We start from the raw sequence: 20,894 nt of genomic DNA, 5'->3' as shown, positions 1-20,894 counted from the left end.
TTTGGTTCTATTTGTTACTAAAAATCCATCCATTCTAATTGCTCCCACTTTTCAGGACCGTCATTTTTTTGAGGTACTCCGGGTGTGCTTCGGCCTTCGTTTATATATTTTTCAAGCAGTGATTTAAGCTCTTTCACCTTTTTGGGGTATAGATTAACAAGATTAGACTGTTCAGCAGGATCCTTTTCCAGATTATACAGTTGAAATAATGGCAATCCTTGCAATTCCTCCTCAGTTCTTGGAGAGCTCCATCCACCAGATCCGGGCCACAGGATTAGTTTCCATTCTTCTTTAATTATTGCAAATCGACCATTAATAGAATGAAGTACGGTAGCCTCACGTAACGGAGTCTCATAATCTTCTTGCTTCAAAACCGGTAAAAAACTGTAGCTGTCTTCACCCGATTCATCAGGTAATGTTACCCCAACCATATCAGCAAACGTTGCCATGAAATCCACAGTGCTGATGGATTCATCCGTTTCAAATGAGCGGGATATCCCATCCGGCCAGCTTACAACAAACGGCACTCTGAGGCCCCCTTCAAAAATATCGGCTTTATGCCCCCGATAAATATAACTTGGATTATGGCCTGCTCTGGCGAGTTCGGGAAAATCAGATCTGGGTGAGGCTCCGTTATCAGTTGTAAAAATGATCATCGTATTTTCAAGAATATCATTCTGTTTCAGAGCCTCCGTAATCTGTCCCACCACATCATCAACCTGTAATACAAAATCGCCATACATATTGGAATTGCTTTTACCCATAAATTCCGTAACCGGAAGAATAGGCGTGTGGGGAGCTGGTAATGCATAATACAAAAAGAAAGGTTGGCCGGAATCCGCCTGCCGATCAATATAGTGAACAGATTGATCAGTTAAATGGGGCAAAACATCAACATGGGTAAAGTCCGCCCCGGTAAGCCCTTTCCTCCAAAAACCTTTATAATCGTAATTTACAGTTGTTTTTACAGGAATAGACGTTGGCAGATTATCTTCAACATAGACATAAGGAGGCATGTCCAGTGAAGCTGAAATACCGTAGGAATAACTAAATCCGCGATCTTTCGGGCCATTTTTAATGGGCTGGCTATAATCCACATCCGGCCGAATATTTGCATCATCAAGATTCTCAGGCGGATTTCCTTTAAATTCCCAATCCCAACCCAGATGCCATTTCCCTATAAAAGCTGTATGATAATTGCTTTCACTGTAGTATATCACCGACGGTAAGCCGATCGTCTGAATATCAAAGGTTCGGAAAATCCCCAAGCTACTCTGCTTTTTAGCGATCGAGCGCCAATTGTACCTTCCTGTCAAAAGGCCGTAACGAGTTGGAGTACATACAGCAGAAGACATTGTATATGCCTGAGTGAATTTGACTCCATTTTCTGCCAGTTGATCAATGTGGGGGGTTTCGAAGGCTGAATCTTCATTATAGGATGACACATCACCATATCCCATATCATCGGCTAAAATAATTATAATATTAGGCCGCTGATTCTGGTTTTGCTGAGCGTTAAGGGAACTACACCCTGAAACCAAGAGAACTATTAAAATGATTCCTATCCTGTACACTTTCCTCCTATTTAATCTTTAAAGAAACAAAAATTCATTATCCATATAATTCACCATTCCAAACTACACCAATCCAATACTTCGCAAAAATTGATCTTGTTTCTTCTTTGGGTAGAAAGGTCTTTTTACTAAAAAACATTGTTCTATAAAATTTCAGACATACCTGTCTATTCGTTATCTGAGTAATCAATACTTAAATCATTATCCCGTACATCGTTTAGTTTCTGCTTTAGCCGCTCCTGAAATTCAAGTACAATGTTTTCGAATTTGGGATTATAAGCCAGGTTGTTGTACTGCTTTTCATCATATTCCATGTCATACAACTCCATCCCGCTGTCTGCATCCTCATCGTACTGAATGTATGCCCATTTATCGGTTCGAAGCAGATAGGCAAATTCTCCTCTCCATCGGTTCATCGAAAAGGCGGCGTCGCGAACGTCAAATTCCGGGTCTTCCAACACCGGCACCAGGCTCTTTCCTTGCAAATGCTCTGAATAGTCCAGCCCTGCCAGTTCCGCAATGGTGGGATACAGATCAAGCAGCTCCACAAATGAGTGGCTTACTGCCGGCTCCTGTCCGGGAACTTTGATGATGAGAGGGACCCGTACCGACTCCTCTAACAGGCTCACCTTCATCCAAAACCGGTGTTCTCCCAGCAGGAAGCCGTGGTCGGAGGCAAAAATCACGATGGTGTTCTCTTCAAGACCTTCCTCTTTCAGGGTTTGCAGCACCTTGCCCACTTGGGCATCCATGTAGGTCACCGAGGCGTAATAACCCGCAATCGCCTTTTTCTCCTGCTCTTCGCTCATCCGGGCGTTCACACTGGTTACGTAGTTGATTCCACGTTCGGGTATATCGTCCCAGTCGTTTTCTACCTGTGGAGGGAGTACCATCTGCTGGTGGGGATAGGGCTCAAAATATTCCCTGGGCGCTACAAACGGCACATGGGGACGGACAAATCCCACGGCCAGGAAGAACGGTTCGTCTTTATGCTCCCGAATCAGTTCGGAGGCTTTTTCTGCCGTCTTGCCATCAGAGTGGACGTCGTCTCCCCCATCAGCTTTTACAATGGTCATCACATTGCCGCCCTGCCGGGGCTTGAGTCCGTATGGATTGTTCTGAACCAGTTCAGCCTCGCCTTTGGCCTTCCATTCAGGGCCCTGGCTGTTAAAGCGTTCATCCCAGGAGGCAGGATCATCGGGACCGTTCGAACCCTCTTCAATATGAATGGGAACACCCATGTGGTAGATTTTGCTGACTCTGGCGGTGTAATATCCATTTTCTTTAAAAAGCTGAGAAAACGACTTGCGGTCCGGCCCTACATTCTCCCGGCCGCTCACATAGCCATACGTGGTGGTAGCATTGGGATAGTAGCCGAACATCAGCGAAGCGCGCGATGGCCCGCAAACCGGGTATTGAGAGTAGGCCCGGGTAAAGCGTGTACCTTCCGATGCCAGCCGGTCGATGTTTGGGGTTTGGCTGATCGTATTTTCATACGAAGAAACCGCCGTTGCCGTCAGGTCATCAGAAATAATGAAGAGTACATTTGGTTTTTCCTCTGTTTGAGCCAAAAGATTGCCGATAAACAGTGCCCCATAGAATAAAAACAGTGTAATATATTTCATAAATAAATGAGTGAGTTTTGAATCTGAACGTTTACTGATAGAATCCCTCCCTGGTATTTTCTTCAATAATATCTTGCAGTTTATTGAGCACTTCTTTCTGCTCCTCAGAAAGCTGTTCTAACGCAATGGGTGGGTCCTCTTCTAAAAGGTCTTGCGACAAGTCATAAAATCGGCCGTCCTGATAGTATTTATACCGGTGTGTTCGTGCGAATTCATCTCCGGGACCGTCAGGATCGTTATTGCGATTCCACCATATGTAGAGCCAGTCTCTTAAGTTTGATTCTTCCCCGCGTAACACCGGAGCGAAACTTTGCCCATCCAGATTTAACTCATCGGGGACGTCAATTCCGGCAATATCGGCAATGGTGGCAAAGAAATCGGTAAATCCTATCAAATCCTCATTTACAACTCCTTCCGGCACCACCCCGGGCCAGTTTGCGATTAAAGGCACATGGGTTCCGGCAACGGTTGAAGATAATTTCCCTCCCGTAAACTCTTCACCATTCACGATAGAGGTAATTCCGCGGGCCGTCCCATTATCGGAGGTAAAAATAACTAATGTATTCTCTCGTAAATTCAGTTCTTCGAGGTGAGTGACGACCTTGGTTACAAGTTTATCCACATATTCCACCATATCGCCAAAATAGATCTCATCACCCAAGCCAGGCGCTTCTTCGGTATCTCCGCGTCTCGCCGTCGGATCCCAGTCCGGAGAGTCGGGCGTTGGTTCAAACGGAAAATGAGGTAAATTCATCGGATAATACACTAAAAATGGTTGATCCTGATGACGATCTATAAAATCCAGAACGTGATCGTTTATAATATCGGGACCGTATTCTCCGTCAAAATAATCTTTTATTTCACCGTTGATCGCCAGACCGGGATTTGGATAACGGTTTGCAATCGGGTTCTCACCTCTTCCACGTCGGATAACCTGCCAGAGGGCATATTCATCGAATCCAAATTCATAAGGTGAATTGAGATCCCCACCAAGCTGCCATTTCCCCCCAATAAACGTTGCATAGCCCGCATCTTGAAACAGATTTCCAAACGTATAGATCTCCGGATCCATCTTACCAAAACCAATATAGTTGCGGCTGTTATATTGGCCGCTCATTATTTTAACCCTGGATGGTGTACAGACAGGATTCGAATGAGCCTGATCAAAGCGGATGCCTGTTTCAGCCAATTGATCAATTCCGGGTGTTTCATAGGACTCCCCACCATACGCTCCAACCGTTTCAAACCCCTGATCATCCGTCATGATCAATATAATATTGGGTTGATTACCTTGAGCATATGATTTTTCTACCCATTTACTCAGACTAAAACCAATCAAAACTATCAATAAAATAATTTTCAACCATTTGCTGAGTATAGGCTTTCCAATAGTTTTATGATTCATGTAATTCCCTCAAATCCGCAAGGATTTCATTTGCATAAGATAGTACAATAACAGTACTCATTTTCTAAAATTTGATTGACAATACTATCGTATTTGTAGATTTCCCGTGATTCTTTGCTGTATTTTTACCACTGTTGACCGCTAACGGATGCCTGTTTTGCTGTATTTTTTTACTCATGGACACACCTCTGCCACAAATTTGGATTAACGAATAGCGTCAGTGGAGGTGGCGGGGTGGTTGGCTACTCCAGAAGCAGCTCGTAGCCCTTACCGGTGTAGAGTTTAAGGATATTCTGCCTGCCTGAGCGAATCCACTTGGCGGGAACGCTGATGAATCGAAAGATAAACTTTTTAAGCCGGTAGGTGACCTTCAGCCAGGGGATGCGCTTTGAGTAGAGGCTGAGGATGTAACGATAGAAGTTGGCGATGATGGCCGTGAGAATCATAAAGGCCGTGTTCTGCGAGAGGAACGAGCAGGGCAGCCGCGACCAGCTAAAATCGTTGCCCATGATATCAAAGATCCGCTCACTGGCTCCGCGTTTGTTGTAGAAGGCAACAATTTCCTCCGGGGAGCTCTCACGATCGTTGGTTAGAATGGCCCGGTAGGTGTAAGCAGACTCGCTGAACAGATCGCCCTGCTGGTCGTCTCGTTTGATGCGGCTGACGATCAGCCGATAGGAGGTTTGCCCGTCAAAGGGCCGCCAGTCGGCCAGTTCGGCCACATCCATCGGCTGCCAGTTCAGCTTCACCGACCTCCAGTCGTCCTGATCGAGCGCCCCAATCTGTCGGAGCATCTCCGCCGAGCGTTTGGCCCGGATGTAGAACTGGTTGGTATGGGTTTGCACCAGATCAACGACGTCCTGTTGATAGGAAGCTGAATCGGCCCGAAAGCGGCCAATGCTCACATCATGGGTATTCAGCCGTTCGAACAGTCGGTCGAGGGTTTCGTGCTGGGCAAAGCTCGCCTGGCTGTTGCCGTTGCGCCCTTCGATGCTTACCGGCATGCCCTCAATGCTGGCAACCCCCGGCTGATAGCCGGTGCACTTCTTGTAGGTTCGCACCGCATCCCATTTCTCGGTTTCAATAACCTTGTTGTCATAGTCCAGAGTATAGCAGCGCCGGTTGCTGAGTTGTCCGGTGGTCCGCAAGGCTTTCACCAACAATTCGTTTAGCGGCTCATTGATGTTGAACGTGTGGTTCACACCGCTGGTCGGATGGGTGAGCCGGTGAGAATCGCAGGCCAGCTGCTTGACCCCTCGAAGCAGCGTGTCGGGGCTGCACGGCGAGAGGCCCCGCGTGCGATGCAGAGGCTCGCGCAGGTGATCGGCCAGATCCTCGGCGCAGTCCCCGCCGGTAAACAATACGCTCATGAGATTGGCAACAATATCGCTGTAGGAAAACCCGGCCATTTGACCTCTCGGGCCGAGGTGCCGGTCAATCAGTCCCGCCAGCCCGCACGTATGAAAACTTTCCAAACAAAAATCTAATCCGCCAAATGGTGTTATCTTATCCGATGATTTTGTAATATGCATATCTCACTTCTTTAGTTTGATTTGTCTCACCTAAATAAGTGAAATTATTCGAGCCAAAAAAGCCTGAATCAACAACATTCAGCCGCTTTTTTGGCTCTTTTTATGTATTGCTTGCGGATTTTAGGTAATTCAATAAATTAAAATTTGGTTCTTCAAGCTTTCTTTGTACTTGTTTCCGCTCATCCTGAAACCTGTCCTAAAGCAATGGACGTGTGCTCATCGAACGGATCTTGTGATACAGTCATAAAATCGGTAACACTATTAAATACTTATTCACAATGCCTTTCAGTTTATAAGTTCAATTCATCTTCTCCGGTTACTCAAGACCTTGAAGGCGGCGCATGATCGGGTTTACTTCCCCACTCTTTATTTGGTTCTGGACCCCAGTCTTCAGATGTAATTCACCTCCGTCGCGACAACGTCATCATGAAAAATCCACGGACGACCCCATTCTTCTGAGTTCAGCTCAGCCGACTGGATGTAGTAGTTTTCCGGACCGTTGTTATCTGCTCTGATCACAAATTTGCCGCCGGAGTAGTAATCCGGATTCAGGTGAATGGTAATCTTATCAAATATGGGACTGCCAATTTCATAAAATGGCTCCCGGTTTACTCCGCCATCTGTTGAAAATAGTCCCATTTTAATGAGTACGGCCAGCGATCCCATTAAACCCTGGTCTTCATCGCCGCTGTAGCCCCGGTCGTGTGTCAAATGGCCATAAACCTCCTCTGCAACCTGACGCGTCCAGTACTGCGTAAGCCAGGGTGCCCCCGAGTAGTTAAACAGCCATGCCGTTTGCATCGATTGCTGGTTCCCATAGTTGATGTACACCCGCCGGTAATCCTCTAACGTTTCCATGGCATGAGCCACTCCAGATGTGAATAAGTGCTCCCGGGCGTTTTCAAATGACGCATTGAGCTTTTCTGTAAATGGTTCCCGACCGCCCATCAATTCAGCTAAACCTTTCAAGTCATGCGGAACCCACCAGGTGGATTGTGCCGCATTGCTCTCCACCCAGGGCCCGGCGTAAGTCAAATGATCAAACTCTTCCGAATCAGTCCAGTTTCCCTGGCGATCCCTGGGCCACATCCATCCCTTTTCCGGGTTCCATAGATTTCGGTAATTTCCCGCCCTTTGTGAAAACAGTTCGTGATCCTCCTCTTTGCCCAGTAGCATTGGCAAGCTGAGACAAGGCCCAGTCCTGGTAGGCATATTCCAATGTCTGACCGGCACCGGCCTGATGGTAGCCATACTGCTCTTCCGATAGTGGGTACGGGATAAAGCCCCTTTCCATATAGTCTTCAATTCCACCTCCTTTTGTGGTTTCGTGCTCGTAGCCAGCTTTGCTCATTAACCCGCCGGGAAAATGGTTTTTTCGCATCCCCTCATAGGCTTTTTCCACGTCAAATCCCCGAATGCCTTTTAACCAGGCACTGACAATAAAAGGAGTTGTGGAAGCCCCGGTCATCACGTAGGTATAATTGCCTCCGGAGGGCCCGCGCGGGATCAATCCTCCATCATCGTACATCATCAGCATGGAGTTGACAAAATCCTCGCTGACCTCGGGATAAACCAGGTGCCAGAGTGTATTCAGCGACCACTGGGCACCCCAAAACGAGTCGGAGTTGTGGTGATTGAACAGCGGCAATCCATCTTCATCCAGCGGAATTTGGCCAATCCGGGGCTCTTTACCGGTCATGTCCAGGTATTTCCCATTCACATCACTAACGATACGCCGACCCTGCAATGCTTTCCACAGATCGGTATAAAATCGCCGCTGCTGTTTTTCGGCACCTCCCTCCACTTCTATCCTGCTCAGCCATTGATTCCACTCATTACGCGACTCTTGCACCACGCGGTCAAAATCCCAGTGCGGCAGCTCCGTCTGCAAATTCAGGCGCGCCTGTTCAGTGCTCACGTAGGATATACCCACCTTCATTTTCGTGATTTCTCCTTCACTGGTGGAAAATCTCACATAAGCACCGGTATTCTCACCTTCAATAATATCATCGGCCGGCACAAGTTCCCCATCCTTCCATCCGGAAAACGATTCAAATGGTTTATCAAATTGAGCTACAAAATAGACCGTAACCGGCTTGAGCCTGCGTATAGTCCCATCCATGACTCCAAATCCCTGTAATTCGGTGTCACTTACTTTTTCAACACGTCCATCCAATGTAGCTGAGGGACCCAGAACAGTCGTGAAATCAAATAGAATGTGGCTTTGATCAGATTCCGGCCAGGTGTACCGGTGAAAGCCTGCACGTGTTGTGGAGGTGAGTTCAGCAGTCACATCATAGTCTTCCAGCACAACCTTGTGATAGCCGGGTTGTACCTCTTCCTTGTCATGAGTGTAGGATGAGCCGTATACGTCGGGACCGAGATGCCCCCGGAACTCCCCGGTGGTTGGCATGACCGGTATCCCGGATAATTGCCAGGCATGAATATGACTGAAGGCTTTTATTGTATCTTCGTTGTACCTGTAACCAGATTCCCAGGCACCGTCGATTGCCATATCCGGACTCAAATTTACCATACCAAACGGGCGGGATGCTGAACTAAAGAAAAACCACCGGGAGTGAGCGCTGTCTATATACGGATAGACGAGATCTACAGGTTCGGTTTTTTCAATCTCACTACTTTCCTCTACTGATTCTGAACATGAAAAGAGAGTAAAGAAAATTATTATTGACATGAAGATTGTGCGCTTATCAAAACGAACATATTCATCTATATGAAATTTATTTAGGGTCTATAAAATCCTGATTCTAAAGTGTTCAAGATTTGATCTAATATCATAATCTTTGAAAGAGTATAGTCAATCAGATAGCCACAACATGAAAGCACAAAATTTTAGTGTTTTTGTGCTTTCGTGGCCTCTATTCAAGTCGACTTTTAAAGGTGATTTATTGATTCTAATACGATATCAATTTACCGGTTGCTATACTAATGAACTACCTCATGGTGGTTATACTTTATACCTGAGTTCGATTCTTAATCTGTATCAAAGTGCCTCAAAGACGAGAAAAACAAGAAAAGGTGCCCCTAAGTTGTTATATTACAGTAAGTTAAAACAATAACAAAACAACTATTAAGAGGCACCTTTATGGTGAAGGAAACTTGTCAAAAATCCACGAAAAAAACCACTCCAATAACCCCTGAATTTACCGATGTCCGGCTGACCAATTATGCGGGACTGATACCATTTTCAGATTTTCTGATGGACAAACTGGACTTCGGGCAGGCCTTGGCCGGGCATCTGGATCTTGGCATGGGAGCCAACTGCCATTATCAGGATTGGCAGATTTTCGGGTTAATCATCTATGGCTATCTGTGCGGGCATCGGCGGCTGGTTCATTTCGAACAGCTCAGCCGGGATACGACCCTGCAGAAACTGCTGGGCCTGGACGGACCTATTGACGAGAACACGCTGGCCTACCGGCTCAAAAACGTGGGCTACAAGCAATCTGTGCAGTTGGGGCGGGTGACCAAGCAGCTGGCCGGGAGGGTCCATCGGGGCTATGGACAGCCGGAGGCCGAACAAAAATGGATGGAGTTTGATTCGACCGTCAAGGGGGTGTATGGACAGCAGGAAGGGGCCGAACCCGGCTATAATCCCGGCAAGAAGGGACACCCCTGCTATCATCCGCTGCTGAGTTTTGATGCGGCCAGCAAGGAAGTTCTTCATAGTTGGTGGCGCCCTGGAAACACCTACACGGGGAACGGAGCGGCAGAGTTTTTTGCCGAAACCTGTCAGCGGCTGTCTGACCCGAACAGCGATTATGTGGTTCGGGCCGACAGCGGGTTTTTCAGCGAGGCGTTTCTATCGGCTGTTGAGCAGGCCGGTTATAATTATCTGGTCAAGGTCAAGCTGAAGAACCTAAAGCGGGTGCTGACCAGCCAGTACTGGCAGAGCGTGCCCGCAGAGCCGGACATCGAGTACTGCACCTTTACCCACCAGTGTGCCGATTGGAACCGCCCGCGGCAGTTTGTGGGAATTCGTATTGTCAAAGAGGTCATCACAGATGGACTGCTTTTTCCTACATACCATTACCAATACTTCTGCTACTGCACCAGCCTGGAAGAGGCTCCGATTCAGATTCACCGGCTCTACGGGGACCGCGGGGAGTGCGAAAACTGGATTGAGGCGGTCAAAAACCAACTGGGAGCCGGTACCCCGCTAACCGGACAGTTCTGGGCCAATGACCTGTTGTGGCAACTGGGAGTGCTGGCCTACAATCTGTCCGTGTGGCTGCGTCGACTAACCGATCGGGCCAGTTGGCGGCAAGAGCCGCACACGTTTCGCGAATGGTTCATTCGATGCGCCGGAAAGCTGGTCTATCACGCCCGCCGCTGGACGTTGAACATGCAAGAATCCTACTACAAGCGCCCGAGATGGGAGAGCATCTACCAGCAGATGTGCCGGTTGCAGTTGTGAGCCCGCCCGGCCAGTAGGTCCAATCAACAGCACAACTAAAAACCAGAGACCTCATGGGAGAGGTGTATCTGGGATATGGTTTCCAGGGGCTATGTTGGACGAACATGGACGAAAATGGCATGGAAACGGCTTTTTCCAGCAAAAATGAAACATAAAAAAACCTAAAAGCAGATCCATCGCCAGTATAACGTTCACAAATTTGTCAATTGACTGAGGTTTTATATATTCAATATTTGGAGTCTATTTCAATACCGCTTAACAAACCTGAACCGTTTCAATGTTAAGTAACTTTCCTAATTTTTCAATCTTTGAAGAGATGTGGCCAATACCGACTGCACAATGATGGGCAGGTCCATGACTGTTCCACTCTTCTACAAATTTTCTTGCTCCAATTGCAAACTGATATCTGCTGTTTGTATTTCCAATCTCCAGAATCGGCCCCTTAACGGATTGGCCTTCAGCAACCAAAAATTTTAATCCATGTTCCGATTCAACCACAGACAGAAGGGTAACGGGGCCATGTTTTACCGACATTTCAACAGACAATCCCTGTCCAACTTTCCCGTGATACACATCAAGAGGTTTTACTTTTGTTTTGCCCTCTGCAATTTTTATATGTCCCGGTCCATCGTGGCCCATCAGAACAACATCTGCATCGTGATCGATTGCATAATATTCGGTAAACGACCCTCCTGCACCGAAGCTGTCCATAATCTTCATGGCCTGGGCATTCTTGATTTCATACTCTCCGGCTACCGGAATTCCTCTGGCTGTCAGAAGCGAGTTCCCCAAAATAATGGAAGCAATCGTTGCTTCATTTTCCGGAACACCTGTTCCTTTATAATAGTAAGCCATAGATCCCAGGTTATATTTCTCCACAAGCTTATCCAATGCAACTGACGTTCGTGCAGAATCGAGCAATGCCTCATGGGTACAATCATCTTGGACATCAAACTCGTTATGAAACAGCTCCACCCGTTCTTCAGCCTCTGTATTCGAAACATGTAATCGAATATTGGTTAATTCGTCAACTTCAAGAAGTTCAATATGTCCGCCAAACGTTGCATACTGCTGAGTAAGATCGGTGTATATATCCAGCATCCCGCTGTAGTAATGCCCCATGCATCCCAATCGGTTGTGAAACATCGTATTTGCAACCTCAGCGGCTTCTACCCACTCCTTAACCTCCATCCAGCAGGAGTCTTCCTCATCTAATACGCCCGTGATTTGATAAAACTCGATTCCCGAACGCCGGAACACATTTGCAATTTCCGGTACGGGACACGCTCCACAATGTGCAAGCCATTCACCCGTCATACGGGTACGGCTGTCAAGTTGATTAAACCATTCGTAATCAATGGATGAGGTTGGGGAGAGGTTTAATATAATGACGGGAACCCCTGCTCTCTGAACCACCGGAAGAACTGTCGATGAAAGGGCGTACGTTGTTACATGAAGGAAGATCAGATCCACATCCTGTTGCCGAAAAAAGTGGCCGGTTTCAAACGCTTTCTCAGGGCTATCGACCAATCCCGCACTTACAACATCTGTTCCAGCCTCTTTTAGCCTTTTTTCAGTAGTTGCCAGGTAACCCTGTAAGCGTTCCTTTAAACCATCAAACTGAGGCCAATAGGTATCCAGTCCAATACCGAAAAGGCCTATTTTGCAGGGATAATTGCTCTTTAAACGCCTGCCATTTTTTTCATCACTCATTCATCCGAAACTTGGGTTAAAATTTTATGACTTGATCATCATTCAAAACTTGACAGATAATTTCCATATCCTATAATACAGGCTGAGAGAACAAGAACAAGTAATCCCAGATAGATTAATCTCATGGTTTTTTTGCTTACTCCTTTCCATTCCCGCGTTACCAAGCCCCACATGTTGCTAAAAAAGATGACAAAAGCGAAGTGAATACTCCAGCTTGCAAATTCATAATCCCCCATTTGTGACGTTCCCATTCCGTAGAACATAAACTGCAGATACCAGGTAATACCTGCCAGAGATGCGAAAATATAATTGATTAACATAGGGGTACTCCTGTCGAAATAATTTGATGAAGTCCCATTTTTAATATTCAGATAGACGCACCAAATAAAATTTGACGTAAACCCTCCCAGAAAAATCACAATAAAGACAGGCGAATTTTGAAAGAGCGGGATGGTTCCGTTTGCCATAGCGATATCTGCAATTGGCTTTCCGGCCTGAATTCCAAAGGCCATACAGGCGCTCATGATGCCTGCCATAACCGCAACCCAGATTCCCTTTTTTAAATCAAATTCTTTCACCCCAATACGTTTCTCTTGTTCAGAAACTTCATTGTCCTTCCTGAAACCAGCCCAGCCTGTCAGAGCAATTCCCATCAGTGTTATCATAATTCCAGCCAATGTTACCAGACCCGACCGGAGTACCAGAAGCTCAAAAAACTCTCCAAAATAGATGGGTGGAATGATGGTGCCAAACATGGCAGTTAATCCCAATGCCAAAGCATAGCCCAATGAGAGTCCCAAATAGCGCATCGTAAGGCCAAATGTCAGCCCTCCGATTCCCCATAACACACCATAAAAATAGGGCCAAAAAATTTGCAGGAATGATACCTCTGCATACAAAGACAGAAGCCCCGGAACCGTAAGAAATGCAACAAGCCACGGCATGATAATCCAGGAGATAAAGCCGTTGATCAGCCAATAACTCTCCCAGGCCCATTCTTTAATTTTCTTTAGGGGCAAATAAAAACTACCGGCTGCAAAACCACCCACAGCGTGAAGAAAAATTCCTAAAATAACATTCATCTGTTTCTGTAAGATTCTAAAAATTAAGTGACAAACCTACTACATCTTTTTTTAAATTCTATAAGTCCCACGCTGATTTCTAATTCAGTTCAGGATAAAAAGAAAGAGTGACCGGCCCGGCCAATCCTGAAGGGAGCAGCGGATCATCTTCTGTAAACTTAATGACGTTCGTCTTGGTAAAACGCTTTTCTTCAGGAAGTAACTGATCACCAATAATCCTGTTTGGCCATAGATTGACTACCTTAATCTCCAATGAATTTTTCCCTTCTTTCAAAAAACGGGTTACTTCATTTTTGAAAGGCTTCATCCACCATACGCCTGTGAATTCCCCATTTATCGTCACCTCAGCCATATTATACATCTCACCTAAATCAAGATATACACTATTATTCTCCAGTTGATCTTTTGTAAGGTTGATATCTTTCTTATAAACCGCAGATCCGGAATAATATTTAATTCCGGGGTCATCATGCTCATTCCATAGTATCAAATCTTCAAACAGAATCTTCTCCGGGCCTCCCCATTCTGGGTCGAACTCCACCTGCCACTCTCCATCAATGTTCTGTTCACTTACTGAATTTGTAATATTGTATTCACGCTTCTCCCCGTCAGACCAAGTGGTCTCAAAAGTTGCCTTTTTTGTAAATAAAAGATTGCCGTCATCATTCATCATAAACGGCGATTCATCAAAACTATCTTCCGGCAATTCAGGAAAAATTTCTTGCCCATCCATTTCTACAGAAGTGATATGCCGTTCATCCACAGGTTTTCGAAATACGACCATCACCGAGCCGTAAGGATTCAGAAACAGCGGCATTGAGGTATGTTGGCCATTTGAAGTAAATATTTTTTGATCGACGATCTTGCCGGTTTCAGGATACCACAATTCGGGTGTTTTTCCGGCGACCCGAAACGTTGCATTGAGAAAATCAGGCTGGCCGTTACGGTTTACAATGTAATAGATCTCGGCTGACTCCGTGCTGCGGTGAATATAGTCGATGTTTATATGGTGCGGCGGATTCCCACTCTCCCTGGCATATTCACGATTACTTCTGTACTCAAAATCAGGAGTAATCTCTTTTTCCAGAAGAACGTCGCGAACACTCTTACCCCATACAATTTTACCTTTGCCGTAGTTATTTTCCGTGATCGTTTCACCATCTATTGCTCCCCATAACTCGGATGCAATTTCCTGCACTCTTTGGTTGGTATATTCTACGTCTTTCAATCCTACCGAAGTTTCCGGCCTGGGGCCGATGACTGTAGCGCCATCATGTACCAATTCTCTGATCTTTTCCAAAACCTCTACGGGAATAGCTTCACGCTCAGGTAGTACAAGAACGTGATAACTCATACCATCCGGTAACATGATTTTCCCATCCTGAACGGACATTCGTTTCATAATCACTTCCGTATTGGTCACGTCATAATCATACCCTTCACCCAGGCCGGGCCGGATATGTTTCAGCGGAACCTGATTCGGTACGTTATCACCATAATAAAAAACAACATCGGCCGTGAAAAGCCCCTGAGAAAGCATAAAGGAGATCCGGCTTGTCCAGTCCAGAAAAGATTTGCTTTGATCCCACCAGGTAACATTTGGGTTAAAATGAGTACCTGCAAAATATTCATTGCCGGGCTTTCCTTCATTTTCAGGCGAGTGCGTCAACGTATGAATGACAAATCGGTTCAGGCCTTCGGCAAAAACGCGGTCCAGCGTGGGCTTCATGTAAAAAAAGTCCTCTTCCCAATGCGGCCCGATACTTGTAGGGCCTTCAGCAGATACAAACCGCTTTCCGTAAATGTGTGCAGCTGAGGCCGCCTGTTTCACATACATGCGCCGGTGAGGTTCCACACGATGGGTTTCAGCCCGTATCCAGAATTCCCCCATCGGAATAATGTTTTGTCCTAAGTTCTTCAGGCCGTCGATGGGTGCAGGATGAGGCCCTCCTGCCTCGGAATGAATAGCCAAACCATCCGCACGGCTCAAATCTGCAAACTTGGAATAATGATTTTTCCATATCAGATCGGCAATCGTACGACGGAAGTCATATAAAAACCGGTTCGAAACCTCACGGCTGTCAATAATCTTTCCCGTTAAAACAGGTAAATATTTATAGATTGAGTACCCGTGCATCTTTTCAAATTCTTCGGGAAAAGTACCCGTCCAGTTAGCGGCGCCCAGTTCCCAGCTATCATCGTGCAAATATTTCAGGCTGTTGATTCCCCTTTCATCAAGCTCCTTTATTAACGGAGCTGCAATATTGTCGTAGTGTAACTCCATCGCCTCACTGCTCATATAGTCAATTGCAAGACCTCCTCCGCCCGGACTATGCGTTGAAACACGAGTGCCGGTACCTGTGGATACAAAACGAATAATCGACCACTCTCCTTCCGGAACTTCCCAATCTATATTCCCCTCGGCATCCACTTTGTCGCTGATATCTACAATATCGCTATAGGTGGTATGATGATCATTCTCATTTGATTTTCCATCATTGAGCACGACATCCCAATCATACCCTAAACCATTTTCTGTGTACGGAAATCGTATTGAATGAACGGCTTTCAGGTCAAAATTCTCAAGTGGCTCTACATCATCTGCATCAGAGGTTAATTTGAGCGCCAGAACGGTGACAGGCTCCCAGTAATATTCACCCCTGTAAAAATAATAGTAGGTATGCAGCAGTCCCTCAGGCAAAGGCAACTGTTTCTGAATCGTTTCGGGGCCGGAAACCCGCGTTTCACTCCAAACAATTTTTTTAGATGCAAATTCAGGAGTAACCCAGGGGCCGCCGGAATTCCAGCCGCTGCCCATATTTAAACTAATTTCCATATCCAGGCTGTCAGCTACCTCACAGGCATAAACAAATAACTCGCGCCACTCCTCACTCATAAAAACAGGCCCGGGTTCACTTCGGGTTACATTCCAGCTCTCATAGCTTGAAGAACCCGCATCAAAAATCATCGCCCCCTTTATGCCAACTTTATTCATTTCAGTAAGATCACGAAGAATACCTTCCCTGGAAATATTGCCTTCCAGCCACCACCAATAGGCCCGTGTTCTTGCATAATCAGGAGGGTTCTGAAAATCTTCTTCAAGATTTGCTGATGGTGCAAACCGTGTAACATCACTATTCAGTGTGCGGCTCAGATCACTTTCCAGCCTGCTTGTGTCTGAACAACTTATAGAGAAGTATAGAAGAGATATAAGAACAATGAATTTGAAATAGGTGTGTTTCATGTAAAATCCGTTTACCTGGTTAAATATCTGATTTCAAGCATTATTAAGTTAACGGGTTTACCGGTTAAAAAGACCTTCAAGCGTCCGCAGGTCCTTGAAGCGTCTTTTGTAGTGAATTGTTCACGAAAGTCCTGACGCTTGAAGGACTTCCGCTATGCTTCAGACACTTCAAGGTCACTTTTTGGTCAACCGGTAATCGCATAACAATTCATTAATCACTACGAACATCTTCTCTCCACTGCTCCCACTTTGCACGCATTTCCTGCAGCAATTCGGCATACTTCGGATCACCAGCCAGATTGATTTCTTCATGTGGGTCGGTTTCCAGATCGTAAAGTTCTTCATAGAGCGGATCGCTGTCCAGGAAATTCAGGTATTTATAACGTTCTGTACGAATACCTTCATTACGCGGAATACGATCAGCAAAGCTGTGATGCTCGTAGAAGAATTCAGTTCGCCAATCGCTCGGGGTCGTTCCATTCAGAATTGGTGCATATGATCTGCCCTGAACACCATCATCCGCAGACAAACCCGGCCCATTCGAGAATTGTTGGATGAAAATCAATCGTTAAAACCATAGGCTCTCGTTGCGTGCCTTTTTCAGAATCAGGGAGTCTTGGATCATAAACAATTAACGGAATCCGAATGGATGTATCGTGGCCAAGCCATTTACCCGCCAGACCGCGTTCTCCCAAATACATACCATGATCTGATGTAAAAACAATAATTGTGTTGTCTAAACGGTTCGCTTCTCGCAGGGCATCCATCATCTTGCCAAGCTGTTGATCCACTCCGGTTACCATCCGGTAATACCGGCGAACTGATCTCTGAAAATTAAGTGATTCCGGTGGGCCGAGCCGATAGTCCCAGCGTACCCGTCCAAGCGACTCCCGGATAAGTTCGGGTTGACTGTTAAAAAATTCGGGATCCGAAAGATATGGTGCAGGTATTTCATCGAGCTCATAGAGTACGGCTGTTGAAGGAGAAGCAGGATAAGGCTCAACAGGATGAAAACCGTCCTGAACGTGAGGTGCCTTAAAGCCCACTGTAATTGCAAACGGTTTGTCATCAGGAGCTCTTCGAATCATGTCAACTGCCTGATTACCCAGACGGTCGGTGAGATGTTCTCCTTCCCCAGGCCATTCCTCTTCATCCCAAAAACGTCCTTGTCCCAAGTATCTTTTGATCATCGTCAAACACTCCTTCTGGAATCGATTTGAGGTGCCACTTACCAACATATCCTGTGTGATATCCCGCTTCATGAAGAATCCTGGGATAGATCATCTCTACCTGCTCGGGGCTTAACCCGTCAAATCCGTCAAAATAAATACCGGTATTTGCTGCATAACGGCCTGTCATAAAATTTCCACGGCTGGTAATACAAGTAGCCGTTGTCACAAAAGCATTCTTAAATACAACACCTTCCCCGGCAAGACGATCTATATTGGGTGTTTGAATGATCGGGTTATCCATAAAACCGAATGTTCGCTGATCAAGGTCATCAACATATACTACAAGTATGTTCGGTCGCGTATTCTGGTTATCAGTGCTTTGCTGAACTCCATTTGAGATAACATCTTCATCACTAATAGTATCCAAACTGTTCATTTGGATATCTGCCGATAGAGGATCATTTATACTGACAGCTTCGTCCCTTATTTCCAAAAATTGAGCCTGGCCCAGGCTTAAACTATTAAAAACCAATAGAATAATTAGCACATGTATATATTTCATCATCAGATTTTTTTTCGAAGGGTATTAGATTAAAAACGTATCATTCCAACTTTTGAAAAACATTATTGAAGTTCCAGCCGGTACTTACCCGCTTCCAAATCATCAATTAAAACTGACTCTTCTTCAATAGTATAAGAGACTTCATCTCCATTTAATTGTAAAGTAAAATCTTCTTTATCGGGCTTGGGCAGCATTACCCTGGCATTGGTATTGGCAGGAATGACAAGTTCCATACTAAATACTCCCTCCGGTTCACTGTTGAATTTGGCATGAATAGGGCCTCTGATTGTGGGACTTTTTATTTCGGCACTCTGCAATTCTCCCGGTTGAGGTTTTATGAGTACGGTCTTGTAAGCAGGTTCAAGGGCTTGAATCCCAAATATCCCGCGTGTGATTATGTATGCCGGAGAGGCACCCCAGGCATGATTCCAGGTCATGTTCTGTTTGTATTTGAGGTCCCAGGCTTCAGAAGTGATCGTGGTACCAAACCGGATCATATTCATCCAGCTTCGGTCCGTCTCTGAGGTCAGAAGTTCGAACGCATAATCTTCAGCCCCCAGTTCGTAGAGAGCGTCAAACAAATAGGGAGCTCCGTATGGACTGCTTGCCATGCCTTTAGAGATTAAAAAATCACGTATTTGAGGATAATTCTCCTCCGGAGCAATACCAAAAGCCACGGGAAACATACTGGCATGAAACGCATGATGATCTACTCCCTCGCCATCTCTGTACAAACCGGTTTCTTCATCCAGCAGTTTTTCGTTCATGGATTTCTTAACAAGTTCAGACCTTTCATTGAAAAATTGTTCATCTTCAGTTTTATCAAGTACTCCGGCAATTTTTGCCATTAATACCAGGTTGCGATAGTGAAAAGCATTTACCACGGTATTGATATCAGAAAAAATATAACGATCTGTTTCTCCGGCTAACGAGACACTGCCATGACCACTTCGGAGTTCAGTCTCGTTAGCGGGCGTTCCCTGCGGCCAATCCACAATGTCCCTGATACTATCGCCCTGGTAGTGAATACTCTCCAGAAATTCGTTCGTAACAAGGCCTGTGCGGGTGCTTATAAGCCCGTCTTCCCTGGCAAGGGCGAGCAGTGTTTTCTTTTTAAGCTCATCATAATATTTCTCAAGAAATTCAGAGTTACCGGTTGCCATATAATCAGCCCAGGCCATGAGAACAATATGCAGATGCCATTCCGTAGGCCAGCTTGGATTAAAGATCAAAAAGTTTGTAGTATAACGCTGTATGGCAAATTCACGGTCTACGCTATAATGACTGATCTGCTGAACATAAGCATCAGCTTCATAGGGCATCCGTTCCCTGGCACCGCCATCAATATATACACCCATAAAAGGCGTTACTTTAAGCGTATGCTTGCTAAGTTCCCAAATCTGATTCAGATTATCGTCTGATGATTGAAAATAAGATGCCTCATCATCAAAATGGTAAAGCAAAGCAAGCTGGCGTATCTGGTCAGGCTGCAAATCACCTTCCCAGCCTTCTATCTCTGCATAACGAAAGGCGGTTACTTCTGGCATGTGATCAGCGAGTACCTGGCTGTTGGGATAGTTTGAAACAAACCTGGGAATCTCAACAATATATTCGGATTTACCAGGTTTAAGAGCAACTTTCACCTGATTATAGGTAATTGAACCGCCCGGATTCTTATTAACCATATTTTCCGAAGTATCATCTTCGCCTAAATGGACAATAAGCGTGTCAGCATTTTCAGGAGCATCAAGTGTTAGTTTAAGCGCTCCGAAAGCTGCCTTTTCAAATCGGATAAAGTGATTGCCGGCAGAATTCCTGACTACTGAAACCGGTTTTACCTCATGGTACCGTATCGGGTGTCTGTTTTCAAAGACATGTTTTGTTTCACCATTTACATCCAGCTGCACCCAGTGGCTTTCACCAGGCCAGCTTCTCTCTTCATTATTAAAATCACCGGTATTAAATTTTTGCGGGGTGCTGTAGGCGCTCACCTCCCCATGTTGATCCCATGTACGTACCTTCCACCAATAGACAGTATTAGGCTCCAGTGGTTTACCGGCATAGGAAATATCCGTTGACTGATCTGAGTCGGTTTTTCCTGAATTCCACATATCTCCCTGATCATTCTGAATACGTTCTTTATCAGAACTGACCAATATTTGCCAGGCAGACTGCATGGCTCCGCGGCGGGAGTCATTCACAATCCATCCAAATTCAGGTTGAGGATCTGTAATAACAGCTTCTTCCGGAACCCGCAATAACTCGATTATTAAACCTTTTGGAGCCTGTAGATTTATTTTTTCTGAATTTGTGCAAGAGATAAAAAGTGTGCAAAAACTCAGAAAAAGTATAGAAAGACTGGAGATTTCAAAACCATTCTTTTTTAAAGGAAGCTGAAAAAACATTCTCATATTAATAAGGTTGATGAAATTGTGGACCAAAATAAACGATTTTAGAATTCACTTTTTTGCGCAATTGGTAATCATTCGGACAGCTTCCCCACGACTCAGAATGCCATCTTTTCCATCTGGCGAAAGTTTTAGCGTT

General features: G+C 45.5%; 14 protein-coding genes. 1 reads left to right on the top strand and 13 read right to left on the bottom strand.

What is annotated here, in order from left to right:
• Window positions 1–17: 17 nt before the first annotated feature.
• The 6 genes from U5K72_18505 to U5K72_18480 form a co-directional block, all read right to left on the bottom strand.
• Window positions 18–1,574 carry an arylsulfatase gene (locus U5K72_18505; GenBank protein MDZ7720817.1) on the bottom strand — a complete coding sequence of 519 codons (1,557 nt, stop codon included), beginning with the start codon at window positions 1,572–1,574 and terminating at the stop codon, window positions 18–20.
• 167 nt (window positions 1,575–1,741) lie between these two features.
• Entirely contained in the window at window positions 1,742–3,199 is a 1,458-nt protein-coding gene (locus U5K72_18500; protein MDZ7720816.1) for a sulfatase, read from the bottom strand.
• Between the two features lie 31 nt (window positions 3,200–3,230).
• Complete coding sequence (locus U5K72_18495; GenBank protein MDZ7720815.1) at window positions 3,231–4,604, bottom strand: sulfatase-like hydrolase/transferase; 1,374 nt, start codon at window positions 4,602–4,604, stop codon at window positions 3,231–3,233.
• 242 nt (window positions 4,605–4,846) lie between these two features.
• Window positions 4,847–6,136 carry an IS1380 family transposase gene (locus U5K72_18490; GenBank protein ID MDZ7720814.1) on the bottom strand — a complete coding sequence of 430 codons (1,290 nt, stop codon included), beginning with the start codon at window positions 6,134–6,136 and terminating at the stop codon, window positions 4,847–4,849.
• A 390-nt stretch (window positions 6,137–6,526) separates the two neighbouring features.
• A complete protein-coding gene (locus U5K72_18485) occupies window positions 6,527–7,282 on the bottom strand; it encodes a glycoside hydrolase family 92 protein (GenBank protein MDZ7720813.1) in 756 nt (251 codons plus the stop codon).
• Entirely contained in the window at window positions 7,191–8,837 is a 1,647-nt protein-coding gene (locus tag U5K72_18480) for a GH92 family glycosyl hydrolase (GenBank protein MDZ7720812.1), read from the bottom strand. The genes U5K72_18485 and U5K72_18480 overlap by 92 nt, the downstream gene beginning before the upstream one ends.
• Window positions 8,838–9,242: 405 nt before the next feature.
• Here U5K72_18480 and U5K72_18475 point away from each other — a divergent pair, with 405 nt between their 5' ends.
• Window positions 9,243–10,574, top strand: coding sequence for an IS1380 family transposase (locus tag U5K72_18475; protein ID MDZ7720811.1), 1,332 nt, complete (start codon window positions 9,243–9,245; stop codon window positions 10,572–10,574).
• Between the two features lie 255 nt (window positions 10,575–10,829).
• Here the strand turns inward: U5K72_18475 and U5K72_18470 are convergent, their stop codons facing one another.
• The 7 genes from U5K72_18470 to U5K72_18440 form a co-directional block, all read right to left on the bottom strand.
• Window positions 10,830–12,287, bottom strand: a complete 1,458-nt coding sequence (locus U5K72_18470; GenBank protein ID MDZ7720810.1) for a hypothetical protein — start codon at window positions 12,285–12,287, stop codon at window positions 10,830–10,832.
• Window positions 12,288–12,325: 38 nt separating this feature from the next.
• On the bottom strand, window positions 12,326–13,369 hold the full coding sequence (rhaT, locus tag U5K72_18465; GenBank protein MDZ7720809.1) for an L-rhamnose/proton symporter RhaT: 1,044 nt from the start codon (window positions 13,367–13,369) through the stop codon (window positions 12,326–12,328).
• A 79-nt stretch (window positions 13,370–13,448) separates the two neighbouring features.
• Entirely contained in the window at window positions 13,449–16,613 is a 3,165-nt protein-coding gene (locus U5K72_18460) for a glycosyl hydrolase (GenBank protein MDZ7720808.1), read from the bottom strand.
• A gap of 211 nt (window positions 16,614–16,824) precedes the next feature.
• Window positions 16,825–17,142 (bottom strand): DUF4976 domain-containing protein, encoded by a 318-nt coding sequence (locus U5K72_18455; protein ID MDZ7720807.1) that lies wholly within the window; start codon window positions 17,140–17,142, stop codon window positions 16,825–16,827.
• Window positions 17,129–17,803, bottom strand: a complete 675-nt coding sequence (locus tag U5K72_18450; protein ID MDZ7720806.1) for a sulfatase-like hydrolase/transferase — start codon at window positions 17,801–17,803, stop codon at window positions 17,129–17,131. Before U5K72_18450 ends, U5K72_18455 begins: the two co-directional genes overlap by 14 nt.
• A complete protein-coding gene (locus U5K72_18445; protein MDZ7720805.1) occupies window positions 17,763–18,350 on the bottom strand; it encodes a sulfatase-like hydrolase/transferase in 588 nt (195 codons plus the stop codon). Before U5K72_18445 ends, U5K72_18450 begins: the two co-directional genes overlap by 41 nt.
• A 59-nt stretch (window positions 18,351–18,409) precedes the next feature.
• Window positions 18,410–20,758, bottom strand: coding sequence for an alpha-L-rhamnosidase C-terminal domain-containing protein (locus U5K72_18440; GenBank protein ID MDZ7720804.1), 2,349 nt, complete (start codon window positions 20,756–20,758; stop codon window positions 18,410–18,412).
• Between the last annotated feature and the right edge of the window lie 136 nt (window positions 20,759–20,894).

The organism is Balneolaceae bacterium (assembly GCA_034521495.1).
Lineage (GTDB): Bacteria > Bacteroidota > Rhodothermia > Balneolales > Balneolaceae > Rhodohalobacter.
This window is presented reverse-complemented; position numbering and strand designations above follow the sequence as displayed.

Coding starts and splice junctions, on each gene's coding strand:
- U5K72_18500 (MDZ7720816.1), bottom strand. CDS start 3,199: ATGAAATATATTACACTGTTTTTATTCTATGGGGCACTGTTTATCGGC.
- U5K72_18495 (MDZ7720815.1), bottom strand. CDS start 4,604: ATGAATCATAAAACTATTGGAAAGCCTATACTCAGCAAATGGTTGAAA.
- U5K72_18490 (MDZ7720814.1), bottom strand. CDS start 6,136: ATGCATATTACAAAATCATCGGATAAGATAACACCATTTGGCGGATTA.
- U5K72_18475 (MDZ7720811.1), top strand. CDS start 9,243: ATGGTGAAGGAAACTTGTCAAAAATCCACGAAAAAAACCACTCCAATA.
- U5K72_18470 (MDZ7720810.1), bottom strand. CDS start 12,287: ATGAGTGATGAAAAAAATGGCAGGCGTTTAAAGAGCAATTATCCCTGC.
- rhaT (MDZ7720809.1), bottom strand. CDS start 13,369: ATGAATGTTATTTTAGGAATTTTTCTTCACGCTGTGGGTGGTTTTGCA.
- U5K72_18460 (MDZ7720808.1), bottom strand. CDS start 16,613: ATGAAACACACCTATTTCAAATTCATTGTTCTTATATCTCTTCTATAC.
- U5K72_18450 (MDZ7720806.1), bottom strand. CDS start 17,803: ATGATCAAAAGATACTTGGGACAAGGACGTTTTTGGGATGAAGAGGAA.
- U5K72_18445 (MDZ7720805.1), bottom strand. CDS start 18,350: ATGATGAAATATATACATGTGCTAATTATTCTATTGGTTTTTAATAGT.
- U5K72_18440 (MDZ7720804.1), bottom strand. CDS start 20,758: ATGAGAATGTTTTTTCAGCTTCCTTTAAAAAAGAATGGTTTTGAAATC.